The organism is Anaerolineales bacterium, assembly GCA_037382465.1.
GTDB lineage: Bacteria > Chloroflexota > Anaerolineae > Anaerolineales > E44-bin32 > WVZH01.
Genome location: JARRPX010000025.1, coordinates 32,727 through 52,702, shown reverse-complemented (window position 1 = coordinate 52,702; position 19,976 = coordinate 32,727). Strand labels below are relative to the sequence as shown.

At 57.8% G+C, this 19,976-nt stretch carries 16 protein-coding genes; 13 read left to right on the top strand and 3 right to left on the bottom strand.

Going from position 1 to position 19,976, the window contains the following annotated elements:
* Window positions 1-67 precede the first annotated feature (67 nt).
* The 7 genes from P8Z34_08515 to P8Z34_08485 all read left to right on the top strand — a co-directional run bounded on the left by P8Z34_08515 (window position 68) and on the right by P8Z34_08485 (window position 8,268).
* Entirely contained in the window at window positions 68-631 is a 564-nt protein-coding gene (locus P8Z34_08515) for a TetR/AcrR family transcriptional regulator (protein ID MEJ2550709.1), read from the top strand.
* 14 nt (window positions 632-645) lie between these two features.
* Window positions 646-1,788: an MBL fold metallo-hydrolase gene (locus P8Z34_08510; GenBank protein ID MEJ2550708.1), complete on the top strand. Its 1,143-nt coding sequence runs from the start codon at window positions 646-648 to the stop codon at window positions 1,786-1,788.
* A gap of 3 nt (window positions 1,789-1,791) precedes the next feature.
* The gene (locus P8Z34_08505) at window positions 1,792-2,886 is read left to right on the top strand and encodes an acyl-CoA dehydrogenase family protein (GenBank protein ID MEJ2550707.1); all 1,095 of its coding nucleotides are present in this window, start codon (window positions 1,792-1,794) and stop codon (window positions 2,884-2,886) included.
* 26 nt (window positions 2,887-2,912) lie between these two features.
* The gene (locus P8Z34_08500) at window positions 2,913-4,352 is read left to right on the top strand and encodes an acyl-CoA dehydrogenase family protein (protein MEJ2550706.1); all 1,440 of its coding nucleotides are present in this window, start codon (window positions 2,913-2,915) and stop codon (window positions 4,350-4,352) included.
* Window positions 4,234-6,642, top strand: a complete 2,409-nt coding sequence (locus P8Z34_08495) for a 3-hydroxyacyl-CoA dehydrogenase/enoyl-CoA hydratase family protein (protein MEJ2550705.1) — start codon at window positions 4,234-4,236, stop codon at window positions 6,640-6,642. Before P8Z34_08500 ends, P8Z34_08495 begins: the two co-directional genes overlap by 119 nt.
* A gap of 95 nt (window positions 6,643-6,737) precedes the next feature.
* Window positions 6,738-7,910 carry a thiolase family protein gene (locus tag P8Z34_08490; protein ID MEJ2550704.1) on the top strand — a complete coding sequence of 391 codons (1,173 nt, stop codon included), beginning with the start codon at window positions 6,738-6,740 and terminating at the stop codon, window positions 7,908-7,910.
* A 37-nt stretch (window positions 7,911-7,947) separates the two neighbouring features.
* A complete protein-coding gene (locus P8Z34_08485; GenBank protein ID MEJ2550703.1) occupies window positions 7,948-8,268 on the top strand; it encodes an SCP2 sterol-binding domain-containing protein in 321 nt (106 codons plus the stop codon).
* A gap of 84 nt (window positions 8,269-8,352) precedes the next feature.
* On the opposite strand, the gene P8Z34_08480 is transcribed toward P8Z34_08485, so the two are convergent.
* A complete protein-coding gene (locus tag P8Z34_08480) occupies window positions 8,353-9,006 on the bottom strand; it encodes a TIGR03936 family radical SAM-associated protein (GenBank protein ID MEJ2550702.1) in 654 nt (217 codons plus the stop codon).
* A 5-nt stretch (window positions 9,007-9,011) separates the two neighbouring features.
* On the bottom strand, window positions 9,012-10,934 hold the full coding sequence (locus P8Z34_08475; protein ID MEJ2550701.1) for a TIGR03960 family B12-binding radical SAM protein: 1,923 nt from the start codon (window positions 10,932-10,934) through the stop codon (window positions 9,012-9,014).
* Window positions 10,935-11,204: 270 nt separating this feature from the next.
* On the opposite strand from P8Z34_08475, the gene P8Z34_08470 reads away from it, so the two are divergent.
* The 6 genes from P8Z34_08470 (at window position 11,205) to P8Z34_08445 (ending at window position 18,677) form a co-directional block, all read left to right on the top strand.
* Window positions 11,205-12,479: a hypothetical protein gene (locus tag P8Z34_08470; protein ID MEJ2550700.1), complete on the top strand. Its 1,275-nt coding sequence runs from the start codon at window positions 11,205-11,207 to the stop codon at window positions 12,477-12,479.
* A 412-nt stretch (window positions 12,480-12,891) separates the two neighbouring features.
* Window positions 12,892-13,395: a hypothetical protein gene (locus P8Z34_08465; protein ID MEJ2550699.1), complete on the top strand. Its 504-nt coding sequence runs from the start codon at window positions 12,892-12,894 to the stop codon at window positions 13,393-13,395.
* Window positions 13,392-13,994: a hypothetical protein gene (locus tag P8Z34_08460; GenBank protein MEJ2550698.1), complete on the top strand. Its 603-nt coding sequence runs from the start codon at window positions 13,392-13,394 to the stop codon at window positions 13,992-13,994. The genes P8Z34_08465 and P8Z34_08460 overlap by 4 nt, the downstream gene beginning before the upstream one ends.
* An 18-nt stretch (window positions 13,995-14,012) precedes the next feature.
* The gene (locus P8Z34_08455) at window positions 14,013-15,464 is read left to right on the top strand and encodes a glycosyltransferase (protein ID MEJ2550697.1); all 1,452 of its coding nucleotides are present in this window, start codon (window positions 14,013-14,015) and stop codon (window positions 15,462-15,464) included.
* Window positions 15,465-15,502: 38 nt separating this feature from the next.
* The gene (locus tag P8Z34_08450; protein ID MEJ2550696.1) at window positions 15,503-18,310 is read left to right on the top strand and encodes a 6-pyruvoyl-tetrahydropterin synthase-related protein; all 2,808 of its coding nucleotides are present in this window, start codon (window positions 15,503-15,505) and stop codon (window positions 18,308-18,310) included.
* Window positions 18,303-18,677: a response regulator gene (locus tag P8Z34_08445; protein MEJ2550695.1), complete on the top strand. Its 375-nt coding sequence runs from the start codon at window positions 18,303-18,305 to the stop codon at window positions 18,675-18,677. Before P8Z34_08450 ends, P8Z34_08445 begins: the two co-directional genes overlap by 8 nt.
* A 137-nt stretch (window positions 18,678-18,814) precedes the next feature.
* Here the strand turns inward: P8Z34_08445 and P8Z34_08440 are convergent, their stop codons facing one another.
* The gene (locus P8Z34_08440) at window positions 18,815-19,819 is read right to left on the bottom strand and encodes an AIR synthase family protein (GenBank protein ID MEJ2550694.1); all 1,005 of its coding nucleotides are present in this window, start codon (window positions 19,817-19,819) and stop codon (window positions 18,815-18,817) included.
* Window positions 19,820-19,976 lie beyond the last annotated feature (157 nt).

Here is a 19,976-nt window from a genome sequence, read left to right as displayed (position 1 = left end):
TCGATGCTTGACCGCGGTCTTGCGATCTGCTATGATATGACTACCGACCGGTCGGTAGGTTTGCGATATGCAGAGGAGCGACATCGTCCAGGCAGCGGCCCAAATTTTCCGCCAGAAGGGTTATCACGCCGCCTCGATGCAGGACATTGCCGACGCCGTGGGGCTCCAGAAAGCCAGCCTGTATCACCACGTCGAAAGCAAGCAAGACATCCTGCTCGCCATCCTCGATCAGGTACTGGATCTGCTGATCGGAGACCTGGAGCAGGTCGTAGAATCGGATTTGTCCCCCGACGAGAAACTGCGCCGGGCGATGCACGTTTACCTCCAACGCCTCACCAAAGACAGCGACCTGGCATCCGTGCTCCTCTTCGATTACCGCAGTCTCGATCCTTCCCTGCGCTCGCGGCAGAACGCACGGCGGGATGCCTACGAGAATCTCTGGCGGCAGATCGTACGCCAGGGAATTAAAGAAGGGGCGTTCCGTAAAGTCGACGAGGCAGTAACGGTTTTCGCCCTGTTGGGGCTTCAGAATTGGACGATCACCTGGTTTCGCAAGAATGGCCGTTTGAGCGCCGATACGCTTGCCGATCGGTTCAGTGATCTGATCCTCGACGGCTTGCGGATTTCTTGAGGGGATTGAAGCAGATGACGGCCGAGATCGAATTTGTGCGCACGAACGGCGGAGGTCGGATTTACCGCATCCCCCTCGTGCTGTTCCCTTTTCTAAAAGGCTTCGCCCATCTCGTCCTCGACGGCGATGTGGCGGCCTTGATTGACTCCGGATCGGGTTTCATGGACTCGAACGAGCAATTGGATCAGGCCTTCGCCAGCATAAGCTCGCAGTTCGATGAAAAGGTAAGTTGGGAAGACCTCACCCACGTCCTCATCACCCACGGCCACATCGACCATTTCGGAGGCTTGAACTTCGTGCGTCAGCGTACCCGGGCGCCCATCGGCATCCATCATCTGGACGCCAAGGTGCTCATGCATTACGAGGAGCGGGTGGCCATGATGGCCAAGCGGTTGGATCAATATCTGATCGAGGCGGGTGTACGTGAGGCGTATCGCCAGGAACTTATGAACACCTATCTGATCAATAAGGATTTGTTTACTTCCTTGATGCCGGATTTCAACTACTTCGCCGTCGGCATGCGCGTCGGACGATTGGAAATGCTGCACGTTCCAGGGCATTGTCCGGGGCAAGTCATCATTCGTCTCGACGACGTGCTTCTCTCGGGGGATCACATCTTGCCGCACATCACCCCTCACCAGGCCCCGGAACGTCTGAGTCTGAACATGGGGCTGGGGCATTACCTCGATTCGCTCGAACGAACGCGCACGTGGCATCCCGAGGTGAAGTACGTACTCGGGGGTCATGGAGAGCAGATGCACGATCTGGGGAGACGCATCGACGAAATCGAAGAATCGCACCGGGACCGCCTGCGCAAGATCGTCGGCGAATTAGAAGAGTCGAAGACGCTGGCCGAGATCTCGTCGGCGCTGTTTCCGGAGGTGGAGGGATACGACAAGTTGTTGGCCGTCGAAGAAGCGGGCGCCCACGTAGAGTATCTGGCACAGCTTGGGTACGTGTACGTTGATAACATCGACGATCTCGAAACGCATTCGATCGTGCCTTTGCGGTATCGTCGAGCGGATGGCCTCGAAAATCCGTGGTTTCCGATTGGCAGAAACCTGAAACCACGGGTCGGGTCCTCAGCAAGAGGTGAAGGATATTTCGAGCAATTCCGTGTAGGCTGGGAGAGCAGTGAGCCCTCTCCGAAGGAGTGACCTATGTATTCATTTGAACCCGACGAAGAACAACGCATGCTCATCGATGCCGTTCACCGCTATGCCGAAAACGACTTGAAACCCGCCGCGCGGGAAGCCGAAGAGGAAAACGAGCTTCCGGCCAATTTGATCGAGAAGGGTTGGGAGCTGGGTGTACTCCAGGCCAGCATCCCGGAAGCCTACGGCGGATTCGGGGAGCACTCGGCGGTGACCGGCGTGCTCGCCGCAGAGGAAATGGCTTGGGGAGATTTGGCTGCCTCGCTGGCCGTGATGGCGCCTGCCGCTTTCGCCTTACCGCTCCTTTTCGGGGGAAGCGAGGAACAGAAAACGAAATGGATTCCCGCTGTGATCGAAGCCGAGTGGAAACCGTACGTGGCGGCCTTCATCGAACCCAGTTTCGACTTCACGCCCTCGGCGATGAGTACCTCGGCGAAGAACGGGAAAAAGGGATACACGCTCAACGGCGTAAAGGCCTACGTCCCTTTCGCCGATCAAGCCGAGGCATTCCTGGTGTTCGCCGATCTGGCGGGTGAAACCCAGGCCTTTATCATCCCCGCGGAATCGGAAGGCATTCGAGTCGGGGAACGTGAAAAGCTGCTGGGCATTCAGGCGCTGCCTACCTTTCGCCTCGAGTTGCAGGACGTGGTCGTGCCTGAGGACGCCAGATTGGGCGGTGGTGAAGACTCCGCCATCGAACGCAGTATCGCCAGCTCACAGGTGGCGATCGCGGGCATGGCTGTGGGCCTGAGCAGGGCGGCTTTGGAGTACGCCATCCCCTACGCCAAGGAACGCGAAGTCTGGGGAAAACCCATCGCACAGAAGCAGTCGATCGCCTTCATGCTGGCCGAGATGGCGATCGAGATCGAAGCCATCCGCATGCTGGTATGGGAAGCCGCCTGGAAACTGGACAACGACAAGGAAGATGCGGCCAAATCCGCCTACCTGGCACTCACCGGCGCCTCCGACATGGCGATGATGGTGACCGACAGAGCCGTTCAGGTGTTTGGCGGCCACGGATATATCCGCGAGCATCCCGTCGAACTCTGGATGCGAAACGGACGCGGCATTCCGATCTTCACCGGTTTGGCGATGGTCTGACGATCGTCGAGAAGGGAGTATCAGCAATGATTAGTTTTGAAATGCCCGAAAAAATCGAACACGCTGTCGTGCTTGCCGAGACCATCGCCGAGAACATGATGCGTCCGGTCTCGCGGCACTTCGACGAAAACGAGCACGAAATTCCCTGGGATTACATCGAATTCATGCACACTTCCTTGAAAGCGCTCGGCGGCGGCGGCCTCACGCCAAGTGGAGAGAAAAAGGAAAAGAAGGAGAAGAAGGAAGGGCCGCGCATCGCCTTCCAGCGTATGGCCTTCCAGACGGAAATGCTTTCCTGGGGGGACGTGGGTTTGTGGCTCTGTACGCCGGGCGGTGGTCTGGGCGCGGCGGCGGTAAATGCGGCCGGAACGGACGAACAGAAGGAGCGTTTCCTGGCGCGTCACCGCGGCGAGAAGCCGGTTTTCGATGCCTTCGCGCTCACCGAACCCCACGCCGGATCGGCGATGCCGGCTGAAGTGCGCACGACGGCCGTACGCGATGGTGACGAGTGGGTGTTGAATGGCGAGAAGATTTTCATCACCGCGGGCCATAAAGCGTTGGTCGATTCGGATGGTTTCGTGGTCGTTTGGGCCACGATCGATCCCAAGGCAGGACGCGCCGGCGTACGCCCGTTCGTCGTCGAAGCCGGAACGCCGGGCTGCAAGGTGACCAAGCTGGAACACAAGCTGGGCATCCGCGCCAGCGATACGGCCTCGGTCGTGCTCGAGGACTGCCGCATTCCTCTGGAGAACCTGCTCGGTAGTGCGGAAGTGGTCAAGCCGGAGAACAAGAAGGGTTTCAAGGGCGCCATGGCGACTTTCGACGCCACGCGCCCGGTCGTGGCTTCTTCCGCGCTGGGCATCGCGCGGGCCACGCTCGAACGACTCAAGGAGATTCTCGCTGAACACGGCGTGGAGATTCGCTACGGGCTGCCGCGCAGCCGTATGACCAACCTCGAACGTGAGATCGTCGACATGGAAATCATGCTGCGTTCGACCTGGCTGCTGACTTTGAAAGCGATGTGGCAGATGGACGAGCGAAAGCCAAACACCCTGGCGGCTTCGATGTCCAAAGTGCGCGCCGGAGACGTGGTGGTGAAAATCACGCAGCGTGCGGTGGAATTGCTTGGACCGTTGGGGTACTCGCGCGAGTATCTGCTGGAGAAATGGTTCCGCGATGCGAAGATCAACGATCTATACGAGGGTACCGGCCAGATCAACCGGCTGATCGTAGCCAGGCAGGCGGGAGGCGATTCCCGTTTGATGGGCCTCGCGGCTTGGTTCCATGAGAGGAGTGATTTCTATGGGCTATCGAATCAGGAAAGCGGCCGTGATTGGATCCGGAACGATGGGTGGCAGCATCGCGGCGCTCTTCGCCGGCCTGGGGATTCCAACGTTTCTGCTGGACATCGTCCCCAGGGAATTGACGGATGCGGAGAAAGACGCCGGCTTGACCTTGAAAGATAAAGCCGTTCGCAACCGCATCGTGGAGAATGGTTGGAAGGCGGTGGTCAAAAGCCGTCCACCGGCGGTGATGAGTGAAGCCTCCAAAGAGCGCATCACGCTGGGAAACCTTGAAGATGATTTCGATCGCTTGTCCGAGGTGGATTTGATCGTCGAAGCGATCGTCGAAAACCTGAAGATCAAGCAAGGTTTGTTCGAACGCATAGAAAAGGTTCGCGGTGACGATTGCATCGTCGCCAGCAACACCTCGGGATTGTTGATTCGGGACATCGCCGCAGGGCGCAGCGGGGACTTCCAGAAGCATTTCCTGGGCATGCACTTCTTCAACCCGCCTCGCTGGATGAAGCTGTTGGAGGTCATCCCGCACGAGAAGACCGACCCGGCGGTACTCGAAGCGATCGTGGATTTTGGCGAGAATGTGTTGGGGAAGGGTGTCGTGATCTGCAAGGACACGCCCAATTTCATCGCCAACCGCATGTTCTCGATCACCAGCACCTACGAATTTGCCTATGCCCTGGACAATGGCTACGGCATCGAGGAAATCGACGCCATCGCCGGGGTGATGATCGGGCGTCCCAAGACGGCGGTGTTCCGCTTGTTGGACCTGGTGGGGAACGACGTCGCCGCGCACGTATCCGGCAATCTCTACGACCTGATCCCGGATGATGAATCGCGTGAAATTTTGAAACACGACTCGACCTCCAAACTGATGGGCGATATGATCGAGCGCGGTTGGCTGGGCAACAAAACCAAAGTGGGATTTTACAAGCGCGTCGACATGGAGGACGGCACGAAGGAATTCTGGGTGCTCAATCCGCAGACAATGGAGCACGAACCGCCCCAGAAACCGCGCTTCGAACTCTTCAGCGCCGCTCGGAAGATCAAGGACCTGGGTGAGCGCTACGCCTGGATCGTTTCTCAGGTGGACGCGGAAGATGCTTCAGAGGAGACGCGTAGGATGGCGCGCTTCATCTGGGAGACGACGGCCAACGCCCTGGCGTACGCCTCGCGGCGCGTGCCGGAGATCGCCGATCGTTTCGTCGACATCGATCAGGCACTCAAATGGGGTTTCGCCAACGAAATCGGTCCTTTCGAAATCTGGGACGCCCTGGGCGTTGCACAGACGCTTGCGCGCCTGGAGGAGAAAGGCTTCGAAGTCGCTTCCTGGGTGAAGACCATGCTGAAGCAGGGCTGCGAGACGTTCTACCAATACGAGGACGGGCAGGCCGTGGGATATTACGATTTGAAGAAGAAAGGCTACGTCGCCCTGGCGCGAGACGATCGGGTGCTGCCGATTGCGGTCATCAAGAGCCGGGATGGGGCGGTGATCAAGAAGAACGCTTCGGCCAGCCTGATCGACATGCAGGACAACGTCGGCTTGATCGAGTTTCACAGCACAGCCAACGCCCTCGATCAGGATATTTTCGACATGCTCGATCATGCGCTCGATCTCGCCGAGGAGGGCCGCTTCGATGCCCTGGTGATCGGCAACGAGGGGCAGCATTTTTGCGCCGGAGCAAACATCATGTTGATCTGGATGGGCGCACAGCAGGAGGCGTTCGATCAGATCGAGGACATGATCAGCGGCATGCAGAACGGTTTGATGCGCATGCGCTATTTCCCCAAGCCGATCGTCGCTGCGCCGCACGGCATGGTCCTGGGCGGCGGCGCTGAAGTGGCCATGGCCTGTTCGAAACGCGTCGCTGCAGCGGAAACCTTCATCGGGCTGGTGGAAATGGGCGTCGGGGTGATACCCGCAGGGTCGGGCACGAAGGAGATGATCCGGCGGGTGATCAACCCGGTCATGCGTATTCCGGATGCGGATCCCAATTCGGTCATGCTCAAAGCATTCGAGCAGATCGCGCTGGCGAAGGTCTCCACCGGCGCTTTCGAAGCCTTCGAAATGGGTTTCTTCCAGCCGGGGGATCGCGTGATCATGAAGAAGGAACATCTGCTGGCGGAAGCCAAACGCAGCGCACTGGCAATGGTTCAGGAAGGCTACCGTCCGCCGATGCCGGAGAAGATTTACGCCGCCGGACGGGACGTGCTCGCCCTGCTGCGCGCTGCAGTGTGGGACCTGAAAGAAGCGGGTTGGGCTTCTGCGCACGACGCGCTGATCGCCGGGAAATTGGCGCGCGTGCTTTGCGGTGGCGAGTGGTCAGAGCCGGCGTGGGTCGATGAGCAGACGATCCTGGACCTGGAGCGTGAGGTCTTTCTCGAACTGTGCCACGAGCCGAAGACACTCGAGCGGCTGGCGCACATGATCGAGCACAACAAACCACTGCGCAATTAGGTGCGCCGTATGGCGAGTTGGTGTAAATGAGCTAATGGAGCTGGGTGTCGGAGGTGACTTGAGATCTGATGCCCAGGCTGCAAGGAGAGGAATCGATGGCGAAAGAAGCGGTGCTCGTAGCTGGGGCTCGAACGGCGGTTGGACGGGCGAAAAAAGGCACGCTGCACTCCTACCGGGCGGAGGACATGGCCGGCACGGTCGTTCGGGCGGCCTGGGAACGAGCCGGCGATTTCGACAAGGCGCTCGTGGATGACATCGTTCTGGGCTGTGCCTTTCCCGAAGGGAGCCAGGGTCTCAACATGGCCCGGCAGGTCGGACTGTACGCCGGATTTCCGGCTTCAGTTCCGGCGATGACGGTCAATCGTTTTTGTTCCTCCGGGTTGCAAACGATCGCTCAATCCTGCGAACGGATCCTGACCGGCGGGGCGGACATCATCATCGCCGGCGGTGTGGAAAGCATGAGCATGGTTCCGATGACGGGTTTTCGCCTCAGCCCACATCCGCAGCTGGTGCTCGACATGCCGGAAGCCTACATCCGCATGGGCCAGACGGCGGAGAACGTCGCCGAGAAATACGACGTCAGCCGGGAGGACATGGATGCGTTTGCGCTGCACAGCCACCAGAAAGCGGCCAAGGCGCAGGACGAGGGTTTCTTCAAGGACGAGATTACCTCGCTGAAGGTGGAAATAAATACCCCGCAGGAAACTCGAAGCGTGATTTTCGACGAGGATGAGCTCATTCGCAGGGATACCACGCTGGAGGCATTGGCGAAACTACGGCCAGCATTCACGCCGGACGGCTCGGTGACGGCGGGAAATTCCTCGCCACTCTCCGATGGCGCCGCCGCCGTGGTGGTAATGAGCGCTGAGAAAGCCAGGGAGCTGGGCGTCCAACCATGGTTGCGATACGTGGGCTTTGCGGTGGCCGGCGTCCCGCCGGAAATCATGGGCATCGGACCCATCGAAGCGATACCCAAAGCGCTGGAACGATATGGAATGAAATTAGGAGATATCGATTTGATCGAACTCAACGAAGCCTTCGCCTCGCAAAGCCTTGCCGTGATCCGCGAGTTGGGATTAAATCACGAGATCGTCAACGTCAACGGCGGCGCCATCGCTTTGGGGCATCCGTTGGGCGGCACGGGCGCAAAGCTGACGGTGCAGATCATGCATGCGGCGCGCCGCCGCAAGGTGAAATACGTGATGGTTACCATGTGCATCGGAGGCGGAATGGGTGCGGCAGGGATTTTCGAAAACCTGCTGGTTTGATCGCCGCTGAAATCTACAAAACGAGAGGAGCGAAAACATGCCATTGACCGTTGAAGACCTGATGGAACGCATGCCAGGCGCATTCCTGCCCGAAAAAGCGGAAGGTGTGGATGCCGTGATTCAGTTCAACCTGGGGGAGGGCGGCGATTGGGTTTGCACGATCCGCGAGCAGAAATGTACGGTGGAAAGGGGCAGCGTTGACGACGCCAACCTGACGGTCACTTCGGAAGCCCCGGATTACATCGACATGATCATGGGTAAGCTCAACCCGATGACCGCCATCGCCACGAAAAAGGTGATTTTGAAGGGCGATCTCAACCTGGCGATGAAGTACATGGGCCTCTTTAAACTGTCGTAGATCTCTTCGACAGTTTCGAAATCGATTTCCGCAAGCTTGCGGCCCGCATCCCGACGTAAAACACTGCGGCGGCGCAAGTTTGTGTTAATTCTCTTCCAATTGGGTGATGATCAGCTTGGTACGTTGAATGTGGGCACAGGCGGGATCGAGGTCCATAGCACGCAGCACCTCTCCAGGCCTTCCCGTGGCGGCCTCACGAGCGCTGAGTGTCATTTCCAGTTGAACGGCGTCCCCTTCCCGTTTCACGAGTAGAGTCTCGATCAATGGACGCAGATCGTAGGATTTCCCCCGCCGCTCGCGCGGCAGGCTGGCTGCGTTCATTAGACCGTCGACCGTCGTTTGGATGAGAAGACCCGGCGGTGGATCATCGAGTCGGACGAGATAGCTCGCGGAGTTGATCTGGGCTTGCAGCGCCGGCTGCCTGGTTTCGATGCGCCGTACTTCACGAACTGGCAGACCGGGCGCCTGAGCTCGAGTCAATGCCCTGGCAATCGTCTTCGTATCTAGTTCTTCCTCAAGCCAGAAATCGAGCAGCTCCGCCTTGCTGGTGTAGCCCAGCGGCAAAGCGCTGCCGATGTTGATCCGCGGGCGCGGATTGAATCCCTGGCGGTAGGCCAGCGGCAGCCCGGCCCTGCGAAACGTGCGTTCCCAGGCGCGATGCAGATCGAGATGGCTGGTGAAACGGACCGATTCCTCTTTGCAGAAGGTGAGGCGGTAGCGGTAGGCAGTCGTTTCCATGAAATTCAAGCCGGTGTGGGTAAATGGTCTTTCGCGTGCGATTTATGCCGCGGCGAACGCACTTCGGGACATTCCCAGGTTTCTCCCGGATGTGCTCGGCGTAGATCGGCGTACTTGGGCAAGATGCCGCAGGCGAAACAGCGTTCGCGGCAATCGATGCGCGTCCGGCCATTGAGGCTCCAGAGGTAGTCTTCGGTGAGAAATTGCTTCTTCACCGCGGCGTCGATGTGGTCCCATGGCAGCGTCTCGTCGATCGGCCGTTCGCGCAGGGTGTAAAAATCGGGATTCAAGCCGACATCATCGAAGGCCCGCATCCACAGATCGTAGCGGAAGTGTTCCTGCCAGGCGTCGAATTTTGCGCCATGCTGCCAGGCGCGCAAGATGACTTCTCCCATGCGCCGGTCGCCGCGGGATAGCCAGGCTTCGAGCAGGGTTTCCTCCGGTTTGTTCCAGTTGAGTTTCAATCCGGGACCCCGAAGTTCTTTTTTGAGCAGTTCCTGTTTGGCTTGAATCTGATCCGTTGCATCGACGGGAACCCATTGAAAAGACGTGTGGGGTTTGGGTACGAAGGTGCTCACGCCGGCGTTCACCTGTGCACGTTTCCCGATGATACGGCGCCCTTCTTTCAGCACGGCCTTACACAAATCGGCGATGGCTCGAACGTCCTCGAGCGTCTCCGAAGGATGGCCGATCATGAAATAGAGTTTGATCGTGTGCCAGCCGCGCGAGAATATCTCCCTTGCGGTGTCCAGCAGCTGTTCGGTGGACACGGGTTTGTTGATGATCTCGCGCATGCGTTCCGTGGCGGCTTCGGGCGCAAGGGTGAACCCGCTGCGGCGCGAGCTTTCTTTGAGTGACTCCATCAGTTCGGCGGAGAAGGTCTCGATGCGCAAGGAGGGCAGCGATACGTTCAGGTGCCGTCCGGCGAAACGCTCGTTGACGCCGCGCACCAGTTCGAGGATGGGTCCGTAGTCGGAGGAGGAGAGTGAGAGCAAACCGACTTCTTCGAAACCGGTGTGCGCCAGGGCTTTCTCGACGGCGTCGAGGATTTCAGCCACCGGTCGCTGCCGAACCGGGCGCGTGATCATGCCGGCCTGGCAGAAGCGACAGCCGCGTGTGCAGCCGCGCATGATCTCGATCGGGACGCGGTTGTGGGTCACGTCGATGAAGGGCACGATGAAACGCGTCAGCGGCGGCGGGAGCTTGGGGACGATGCGCTTCAGAACCGGAACGGGTGCTTTTTCGCTTCGCGTTTCGATGTGGGAGAGCGTGCCGTCTTCGAGATAATGCGCCTCATACAGCGAAGGCACGTATACGCCCCAAATCTGCGCCAGCGATTCCAGCAGCGTTCCTCTCGGTTCCTGCCGTGTTTTCCAGTCCTTGAAGGTGCGTACGATCTCGAGGATCACTTCCTCCCCTTCGCCGATCACGAAGGCGTCGATGAAGGCGGCCATCGGTTCGGGGTTGAGCGCGGCGTGACCACCGGCGATGACCAGTGGATGCCCGCCCGTTCGTTCCTCGCCGCGCAGCGGGATCCCGGAGAGATCGAGCAGGTTGAGTGTGTTGGTGTAGAGCGTCTCGTATGGCAGCGAAACTCCCAGGATGTCGAACTCGGAAATGGGGTGCTTGCTCTCGAGAGAATACAGCGGCAGATTTGCCTGGCGCATGGCTGCTTCCATGTCGCTCCAGGGCAGATACACGCGCTCGGCGAGCACGTCCGACTGACGATTGAGGATGTCGTAGAGAATGGCCAGACCCAGGTTGGACATACCCAGGTCGTAGATGTCTGGGAAGGCCAGCGCCATGCGCGTGGGGATGGTGGACCATTCTTTCACGATCTGGTTCAACTCGCCGCCGGTGTAGCGGCCTGGCTTTTGCACCGTGGGCAGGATGCGTCCCAGAAGGCGTTCGACTTCGTCAGTGTTCATGCCTGGATTGTACTCGAATCGACAATTTGGACGAACATGGTTGGAATTGTAACATAGTGCGATCACCGGGCATCGTGAAGGTTTATTGACGCCGAGTTCGCGCACATGGTAGAATCAGCGCCGTTGCGCAGGGAAAGGCCCAGAACCAGCACTACAAGTGGAACGTATCTTCCTTCCCTCTTATTTCCATTTGTGTCGTTGTGAAAATATTTTACAATAGCGACGATCTGCATTCGTGCGACCGTAGACAATACGACGCTGAGGGACGGCATGAATAGAAATAAGAGGGAAGGAAGATACGTTCCACTTGTAGTGCTGGTTCTGGGCCTTTCCCTGCTGGCCTGTACGTTCACCGATTCAATCAGCTTTGGTCCCACGGCGATTCCAACCATCATTGAAATCACGCCGGGCAGCAACACCATTGCCGGACGGGTGTGGCACGACCTGTGTGCAAACCCGGCCGAAGGGGAGCCGTTGCCGTTCATTTCTCCCGAAGGCTGTGTTGATGCACCGGAAGGATCGGCCTTGATGGCCAACGGAACCGTTGATGGGAATGAAATCGGCATCCAAGGCGTCGAAGTGCTGTTGGGGGAGGGGACTTGCCCGTCCATTGGGTATCGCAGTATACAGACCGGGCCGGACGGTTTCTACTTCTTCGCCGGACTGTATCCGGGGACGTACTGCGTCAGCATCGATCCAGTAAGCGCCGCCAATTCGTCGCTGCTTCTTCCCGGACGCTGGACTGCACCCGAGGTCCGGGGAAGCGACGAGATGATCAGCTTCACCGTCACGATCGACGAGGACAATTCAAGCACCGAAGTGTCTTTTGGATGGGACTATCAAAACATTCCCCTGTACGAAGCGCAGCCTACACCCACGTTGACGGCAACCGTTTCGGAAGCGGAGCCGAGCGCAACCATCACGCCCACACTTGCCGGAACGGCAACGCCGACGCTCCCGCCGGGAGATCCGAGAGCGGGGCTGGGCGCGCCTGTGTTTCAGGATAACTTCAGCTCCGGAAGCAATTGGCCGCTGTACGAAGACGAGCATGCGCGTTTTGAGATCGGGGAGGATGAACTCATCATGACCGCGCTCAACCCCGATTATTGGAACAGCTGGATGCTGACTTCGCCCACGATTTCCAATTTCTATCTGGAGATGGAAGCGAAAATCGGTTCCTGCAGCGGTCTGGACGCTTATGGTCTGATGGCACGTTCGAAACTCACGGAGGACGGCGCCGTCGGTTACCTGTTCGGGGTTTCCTGCGACGGGCGTTACGCATTGCGAATATGGGACGGTTCGGAGTTTACGAAGTTGGCCAACTGGACCGTATCTGCGGAGCTCGCATACGGATCCGATCAAACGCAGCGTATTGGTTTGTGGGCCGAGGGAGATACACTGAAACTCTACGTCAATGGCCATTTGATCGCACAGGTGTCTGATTCAGCGTACGCCAGTGGACGCTTCGGCGTGTTCGTGAGTTCCGCAATGACGGCCGGTGTAGAAGTGGACGTTTATAACGTGAGTTATTGGGACCTGCCGTAGTTTTTCCTGTCGCGATTTCCGATCCTTTGTAGTTTATAACATGCGCGGTGACCTGGGGCTGTCCCAAAAGGACAGCCTCATTCGCGTTTCCAGGGAAAAACCAGCAGAATTGGGGGAATGTGTAAACAACCCTGCAGCCGGAGGATAAACCACCGGGAGATGGGCGTCTTTACGGAGGCGAAGGGAACGATAGGCGCCCATCCGAGCGTCTCCTTAATAATAAAAACCTCACTACTATTCGAAACGAAAAACTGCAAAGGACCATTCGGTTTGAGTTGTAAGGTCGTTGAAATGTCACTGCGCCTGAGAATGAGTTACATTCAAGATGGACGTTTCACAAACATGGATCGGAACTGCACCTTCCTTTCGCTGGAAGGTGGTTTCGAACGTATGAGTGCGTAAAGGTGGAATTATGGTATCACGATCGATTCGAGCGGGATTCAGCGCAACTGTGATCCTCATGCTTCTCGCCATACCTGCGCTCGCCCAGACCAGCAAGGGTGTCATCACCGGTCTCACGGCTTCGGACGCATCCAGCCAGGGCAGCAGCGTAAACGTACACAGTAGCGAGCGGGCGGACGTTAAAATCTCCAACTCGAATTTGTATTACCAGATTTTCGCGCCGGACGGCGTCACCGTGGTCGCCACACATACGACAAACATGCCGAACATGAAGGCCGGCGACACGTACAGCGATTCGTGGTCCACCTCCAATGCAGCCTTCCCCAGCATCGGCACGTACACCGTGCGTTTGTGCTGGAGCACCGGTAATTCGCAAAATTGCGACATCGACAGCGCTTCCACGACCTTCTACTCCGTACCATCGTTGGGATGGTTTTTCAGTCTGGCCGCCGTTGCGCTGCTCGTCATTTGGCTCTGGCGCCGCAGGCATGAATTCGCCCTGGAGGCGGCATGAACTACCCCCTCATGGCGTTGGCGCTTGCTGTTTACATCATTGGCCTGCTTGCGCTGCGGCACAGACGCTACAGTCTCACTGCATATCTTTGGGGCGCATTTGGCCTGGCTGCGTTGTTGATCCTGGCGGGATGGCTGGGCGGGTGGAATGAGCCGCTGGGTGCGGCGCAAGCGAGCCTGCTTGAGATCGTTTGGGGGTGGTTCGGATTGGGTTTATCGACGTTGAACGGCGCCGAGCTCGTTGTGCCCGATCCGACCGGCTGGTCCGTCCTGGCGATCGGCATCGAATGCTCGACGTTGATCGAACTTTCGGTTTTTGCCGGATTGCTGCTTTTCTATCCGCGTTTTCCGCCCGCCGAACGGCTGCGGCGTTTGATCGGAGGCCTGGCAGCGACGGTGATCATCAATCTCATCCGTCTTTCGGTGATCATTGCCATGGTTGCGGCGTTGGGAAAACCCGCTGTACCTTGGGCACACGCACTGGTGGGGCGAATGGTGTTTTTCGTGGGAATCGTATTCGTATATTGGCGCATGTTGACCCTGCCGACGATCCGCTTCGTGCGCAGGGATTTGGAGGTCAGTGGCCGAGCGGTTCAATAATTGGCCGGAGAATAAAGCATGACGACCATGGGTTGGCAGCATTTCCTCATATTTTGGGGTGTGTGGATACTCATCCCACTTTGCATCGACGTCTTCAAATCACTCAACGACGCCTTTTTGGTTTGGCGTCACCGCCGCATGGCGAAGCTGTATCCGCCGCTGCCCCGGCGCAGTCTACCCAAGGTCTCGGTCATCATCCCGGCCTACAACGAGCAGTTGAACATCGACCGCTGCATCACCAGCCTCAAGGCGCAGACGTATCCGCATCATTTGATCGAGATCATCGTGATAAACGACGGTTCGACGGACCGCCCGGAGGAAGTTGTCAACGGGCACATCAACGGCACGGCGCACTGGAACGGGCACATCCGCCTGCACAACCGCATCATCCCGGCGCGTGAGTTCGGCGGGGTGATGACGCTGGTGCAGGGCGAGCACAAGGGAAAACCGACGGCGGTCAATTTGGGCATCAAACAGTGCCGAGGCGAATTGATCTTTGCCGTAGACTCGGACGTCGTTCTCGAGCCGGAAGCCGTCGAGCAGGCCGTCGCTGCGTTCAGGGTCGATCCCCATTTACAGGCGGCGACGGCGCACTTGATCATCGACCCCAACCTGCTCGTCGAGGCGAACGATAAGGGCTACATCCGCCTGGATGAAGATGATTTGCCCATCCTGAAGGAACTGACCTTCAGCCAGAAATTCCTGGCTTCGGCACAATTCTTCGAATACCTCCAGGCGTTTCGCATCGGCCGCCACGCTGAGGCGGTGCGCCAGGAGCTGTTTACGCTATCGGGGGCCTGTGCAATCTTCCGCCGGGAAGTCATCCAACGCATGAACGGCTACCGCGGGCGCACGGTTTCGGAAGACACGGATGCCACGCTGACGCTGCAGCGCGCCCAGGAACGCGTCGGTTATCTACCGCAGGTTCGTATCCACCTGGCTCCTGTGACCAACTGGCGTGATTTGTATTCCCAACGCGTGCGTTGGCAGCGAGGGGAAATCGAGGTCATGGCAGTCAATTCCGATTTGCTGGGAAAACGAGGCCGTTTTTGGAGTTGGACGATGCCTCGTCGGCTGCAGAACGATCATGCATTGGCCTTGCTGCGCTTGATCTGGGCTTTCCTGCTGCCCTTGTTCCCCTTCTTCGGGTATGAAACGAGCGTAATTGCGCAAGCAGCAGCTTTAATGTATACACTGTACGTGCTCACCGATGCCGTGCAGATGGCAGTGGCATGGCCGGTTTGCGCTCGCAGCGAACGTCGGCTGCTGAGAAAATCTGCGTTGTATTTACCGCTGTTGGCGGTATATCGGACGGTTGTATACTTTTTCCGTTTGAGTGGCATATTGAAGGTACTGAGCGAAGAGCCGAGATGGACGACCCGAGGGGAGTGGTTGGAAGAATTGCAGCTGCAGGGACTGAAACGGTCCGTGGCATGGTTGGGAGGGCTCGTAGACATCTGGGCAGAATAGACTGGAACCGTCTCTCGAAAAAACACCTCGGGCCAGCGATGCTCGTCACGCTGGCCCTGTTCGTATTGTTGAGTGGCGTCTGGTCGAAGGGATATCCGATCGGCACCGACGCCTGGGGTCACATCGCCAAGGCGGAATACCTCGCGGATCAAATTCGGGAAGAGGGGCCGGGTGCGTATTTTTCCACAAGCTGGATGCCCAACTGGTACATGGGTGATGCTTTCCGCACTTTTTATCCCCCACTGACGACGTTGATTCTGACGCCCATTGCTTATCTGTTCCGCGATCCCGGCCAGATCCATAAGCTGTTCGCTTCGCTGGCGGTTCTGGTCTTTGCCGCGCTTTGCTACGTCTCGTTTTTCCGCATGAGCAGCCCCTGGCCTGCCGCGTTGGGAACGATACTGGCCCTGTGGGCACCGTACCAGCTGCGAACCTTGTTCTTCGAGGGCAACTACCCGCGGATTCTGGCGCTGCTCGCTTTGCCTCCCATTGCGCTGTTTTCACAGCGGTTGTTGGATCGTTCGCGTCCGAAGATGCCGACTGTGATTGTGTTGAGCCTGTGTTGGGCTTGGGCGATCCTGGCTCATCCGCAGCAGGCGCTCATTTTCGCCATTGGTTTCGTGTTTTACATCGTGGTACGCCTCTTCATCGACGCGGATATACCGTTGAACTGGGGGGCATGGTGGACTGCAGGGGTGGTCGCTGGCGCGCTGCTCACAGCGTTATGGATCCTCCCGGCCTACAGCCGTGGGGAGATCCCGCAGGTTCCATATCTACCCCAGGAAAAAGTGGCATTGTTTTCCACGTCGATCGAATCCATCCTGCCGGCGGCTGACATCACTGGCGGGCAAATCCTTTTCGGCTTTGGCACGATCATCATGGCGCTGCTGGCTGCCACGGCCAGACCGGATAAGAATCGCAGTGCATGGGTTTTCGCGGGAATCATCTCGATCTGGCTGTCGTTTGGCCCGAGGGGCGTGCTGTTCAATTTGCTGCCGCTGAGTTCACAATTACTGCCGGAGCGATTTCTCAACTTCGCCACCTTCGCTCTCGCCATCGGCGCTTCCGGCCTTTTACCGATCGGCAATCGTGCCCGTTGGGCGCGTGTAATCGTCGTCGTTGGAGCGGTCTTCATTGACCTCTTCCCGGGTTGGGGATTGATCGGTAATCACCCTTATCCTTACCAGCAGGCGCTTCTCTCGGACATCGATTGTCCTGACGGCAGCAGCGATTGCCGAATTGCTTTGCTGACCTACCCCGAGCCGGACTCCCTGGAGGTTTATTTCGCCGGCCAAGACGGGCGTTTGATCAACGGTTGGGCGTTGGAAAACACGCCGCATCACAGGGCGCTGCGGCGTGTACTCAGTGCGACGGAATGGAGTCCGGAATACCTGCAGCACATTCTCTCGTTGTGGAACGTCGGTGTCGCCGTAGTAGGTGGCGATTGGCAGGCTGCTACGTTCGCACAATCCGCTCTAGCGCAGATTGGCTTCGAACTGCGGCAGACGAGAGGAATCTATGAGATCTGGGTCAATCCACAACCTGCGGGCATGCTCCAGCGGATTCCCGAGCAACGTATGCTCCTGCTTGGAGATCGACTGCCTCCATTTCTCATGACCTATCCGTTCGCAGAAGAGGCTCGGGAAGTGAATCTTTCCCGGCTCACGCCTGCTGAACTACAAGCGTATGCGGCGATTGGATTGTATCGTTTCGAGCGTTCCACGAACGCAATTGGAGAAGATGAATCTCTCCTGATCGAGTATCTTCAGAACGGAGGCCGTCTGATATTGGAGTTGAGCGGCATGGAGGAAGTCTTTGGCCGCACCCTGGACTTGCTGGGTGTGAACGTGCTGCGGCTCTCTTTTCCGGATACGATACGCATACGCTGGACAGACGAACTCGCCGGGTTGCCGGAATCACTACCACTGGACGTCGTGGCTCCGCAGGGGTGGTCCGGTGCAATCTATCAGGGACTCGATTCCGTCTATGGCGAGGTAAAATTTGGCGACGAGTGGTACCCTATCCTGGGTTACAAGGACGTCGGCGATGGCCGCGCCTGGTTTATCGGTTTGAATCTCCTTTATTATGCACAACTTCAAGGTAACTTCGAGACTGTGACGGCGCTGCGTGATTTAACCCTCGAAGGATTGAACATCGACCAGGCGCTTCGTTTATACTCCGTACCCTATTCGAATTTCGAAGCCGGCGGCAGGAGTCTTACCTTCGTCACGGATCTGGATGAGCCGCTCGAAAATGCCTTGCTTTCCTATACATATTCTCCTCGCTGGCGGGCAAGCGTCGATGGTGAAGAGACGGCAATGGAAGTCTATGAAAATCTCATCCAAATTTCCCTTCCCGAAGGCGAACATGAAGTCCATATTCGTTACCGGCCTTTCGGTACGATCTGGCCGATTCTGGGGTGGATCGTCAGCCTGTTGGGTGTCGGCGGTTTGATTGCAGCTACGATTGTTGAACGTCGAACTTTTGTACCTGTCGTTGGAGAACCCGTTTCTTCGTTGAATGATGAAAAGGGGAAGTATGCGCCTTGTGCGACTTGCGGTTTCCTTTTTGCCCGGCTGGGCCCTCCAACGCCGATCACCTATCCCTTCCAGACTGTCGACTGCTCGATTTGTGGGTTGCGAATGGACGATGAAGGTTTTCAACCCGGAGAAGAACCGTCCGGTGAGGAACGAAGACAGAAATTAGCGGAATGGTTTATCGAACACGATTACGATCCAAAAACCGTTTACGAAAAATGGGGATTTAAAGAGGGGGATTTCTTTGGAGATTCAGGCGATGCCATGCGGTTGGAGTTTCCCTCCGCTCGGGAGGAAGTAGATGAGTGATAAGATACTGATTGTCGACGATACCACAGAGCTGCTCTTTTTCCTGGACTATATTTTCAAACGCAGCGGATTTGATGTCGTAACGGCTGCGAATGGCAAGGATGCGGTCCGCCTCGCCAAAGAGACGAAGCCGGATGTACTCCTTGTGGATGTGATGATGCCGGGGATCGACGGCTTGGAAGTGTGCAAGCAATTACGTCAGGATGCAGAAATGCATGAAGTACCCATCCTGCTTTATTCTGCGGCGGTGGGAGAGGAAATTCGTCAGAAGGCGCTCGAGGCCGGCGCGAACGAATTCCTGGGAAAAACGATCAATCACGAAGAACTGGTTACGAAGGTGCGCAATTGGCTTGCCTCGGAGAGTTGATAGATCACGTTCCGAATGTAAACGGCGTGTGAAAATATTGCTAGGTTAACGGGGAAGAATACAACCAGGAATAGCCGGGCAACACCATGTTGCAATGCGCGGGCGCTCACGGAGTCGTGAGCGTTTTCCGTTCGAGTTCATTCGATAAGGTGCGTGAGAGCGTCGCGAGTCGGCCAGGGCAGGGCGGTCAGACTTCCCGAGGTGCGCATAGCCACATTCTCGCCTTCGATGACCTCACCGATCACGTACGCATCTACGCCGGTGGCATCGATGGCAGCAAGCACGTCTGCTGCTGCTCCCGGTCGCACGGTGAGCAGCAGCGCACCGGAGGCGATAGCTTCCAGCGGATTTACGTCAAGTGCGCTGCAAATGGCCTGCGATTCTACCGGAATGGGGATGGCTTCCGATTCCAGGATCAGTCCCACCTTCGACGCAGCCGCCAGCTCCCACACGCCGGTGGAAAGACCGCCTTCGGTGGGATCGTGCATCGCGCTGACGCCTCCACAGCGTGCTGCCGCCAACGCTTCCGTAACGACGCCGATGCCGGGGTCGTGGAGAAAATTCTGTGCACGAGTCAGGAGGTCCCCCGGCAGCGACTTCAGTTTATCCGCAAAGTCGTTTGCGAGTATGCTGGTGGCTTCGATGGGTATCCCTTTCGTCAGGATGAGGGTATCTCCAGGACGAGCGCCCTGCGGCGTGATCAGGTCCTCGCGTTCGACTTCCCCGATCATCGTGCCACACAAGATACAGCGGTCGATTCCCGTGGTGATTTCCGTGTGCCCGCCGACGAGCGTTGCGCCGACGTGTTGGCAGGCTTCGTCGATTTGCTTCAGGATTGTGTCAATTTGATTTTCATCGAAGCGTGCCGCGGGCAGGAGCAGCGTGGCGAGGAACCACTTCGGCTGCGCACCCGTCGTGGCGATGTCGTTGGCGTTGACGTGGACGGCGTACCAGCCGATGTTCTCCGCAGTGAAGGTGATCGGATCGGATTTGAGCACCAGGACTTGTTCCCCGCGTCCGATCAGCGCACAATCCAGACCGATCCCTGGCCCCAGGATCACATTGGGATCCGAGCTGCTGAGCTGCTGCAGCAGCCTGGACAGGACTTGTGCAGGGAGTTTTCCAACCGGGAACTTGGCCATGGCGGTCACCCTTTCGTAGTGAAAGAGCCGCCCGATTGGACGGCTCTCTCGATGGCTGCGGCATCCTTACTCATCACAGAGGAGGGATGCCGCAGCGTTAAGTTTGCCACTATTACTCATGGGCACCACCTCCTCTATATAGAGATAGCGAAGGGGA

Excerpts from the sequence above, each read along its gene's own strand:
- P8Z34_08515 (MEJ2550709.1), top strand. The coding sequence starts at position 68 with ATGCAGAGGAGCGACATCGTCCAGGCAGCGGCCCAAATTTTCCGCCAG.
- P8Z34_08440 (MEJ2550694.1), bottom strand. The coding sequence starts at position 19,819 with ATGGCCAAGTTCCCGGTTGGAAAACTCCCTGCACAAGTCCTGTCCAGG.
- P8Z34_08475 (MEJ2550701.1), bottom strand. The coding sequence starts at position 10,934 with ATGAACACTGACGAAGTCGAACGCCTTCTGGGACGCATCCTGCCCACG.
- P8Z34_08490 (MEJ2550704.1), top strand. The coding sequence starts at position 6,738 with ATGGCGAAAGAAGCGGTGCTCGTAGCTGGGGCTCGAACGGCGGTTGGA.
- P8Z34_08505 (MEJ2550707.1), top strand. The coding sequence starts at position 1,792 with ATGTATTCATTTGAACCCGACGAAGAACAACGCATGCTCATCGATGCC.
- P8Z34_08510 (MEJ2550708.1), top strand. The coding sequence starts at position 646 with ATGACGGCCGAGATCGAATTTGTGCGCACGAACGGCGGAGGTCGGATT.
- P8Z34_08445 (MEJ2550695.1), top strand. The coding sequence starts at position 18,303 with ATGAGTGATAAGATACTGATTGTCGACGATACCACAGAGCTGCTCTTT.
- P8Z34_08500 (MEJ2550706.1), top strand. The coding sequence starts at position 2,913 with ATGATTAGTTTTGAAATGCCCGAAAAAATCGAACACGCTGTCGTGCTT.
- P8Z34_08460 (MEJ2550698.1), top strand. The coding sequence starts at position 13,392 with ATGAACTACCCCCTCATGGCGTTGGCGCTTGCTGTTTACATCATTGGC.
- P8Z34_08455 (MEJ2550697.1), top strand. The coding sequence starts at position 14,013 with ATGACGACCATGGGTTGGCAGCATTTCCTCATATTTTGGGGTGTGTGG.
- P8Z34_08495 (MEJ2550705.1), top strand. The coding sequence starts at position 4,234 with ATGGGTGGCAGCATCGCGGCGCTCTTCGCCGGCCTGGGGATTCCAACG.
- P8Z34_08465 (MEJ2550699.1), top strand. The coding sequence starts at position 12,892 with ATGGTATCACGATCGATTCGAGCGGGATTCAGCGCAACTGTGATCCTC.
- P8Z34_08480 (MEJ2550702.1), bottom strand. The coding sequence starts at position 9,006 with ATGGAAACGACTGCCTACCGCTACCGCCTCACCTTCTGCAAAGAGGAA.
- P8Z34_08450 (MEJ2550696.1), top strand. The coding sequence starts at position 15,503 with ATGCTCGTCACGCTGGCCCTGTTCGTATTGTTGAGTGGCGTCTGGTCG.
- P8Z34_08470 (MEJ2550700.1), top strand. The coding sequence starts at position 11,205 with ATGAATAGAAATAAGAGGGAAGGAAGATACGTTCCACTTGTAGTGCTG.
- P8Z34_08485 (MEJ2550703.1), top strand. The coding sequence starts at position 7,948 with ATGCCATTGACCGTTGAAGACCTGATGGAACGCATGCCAGGCGCATTC.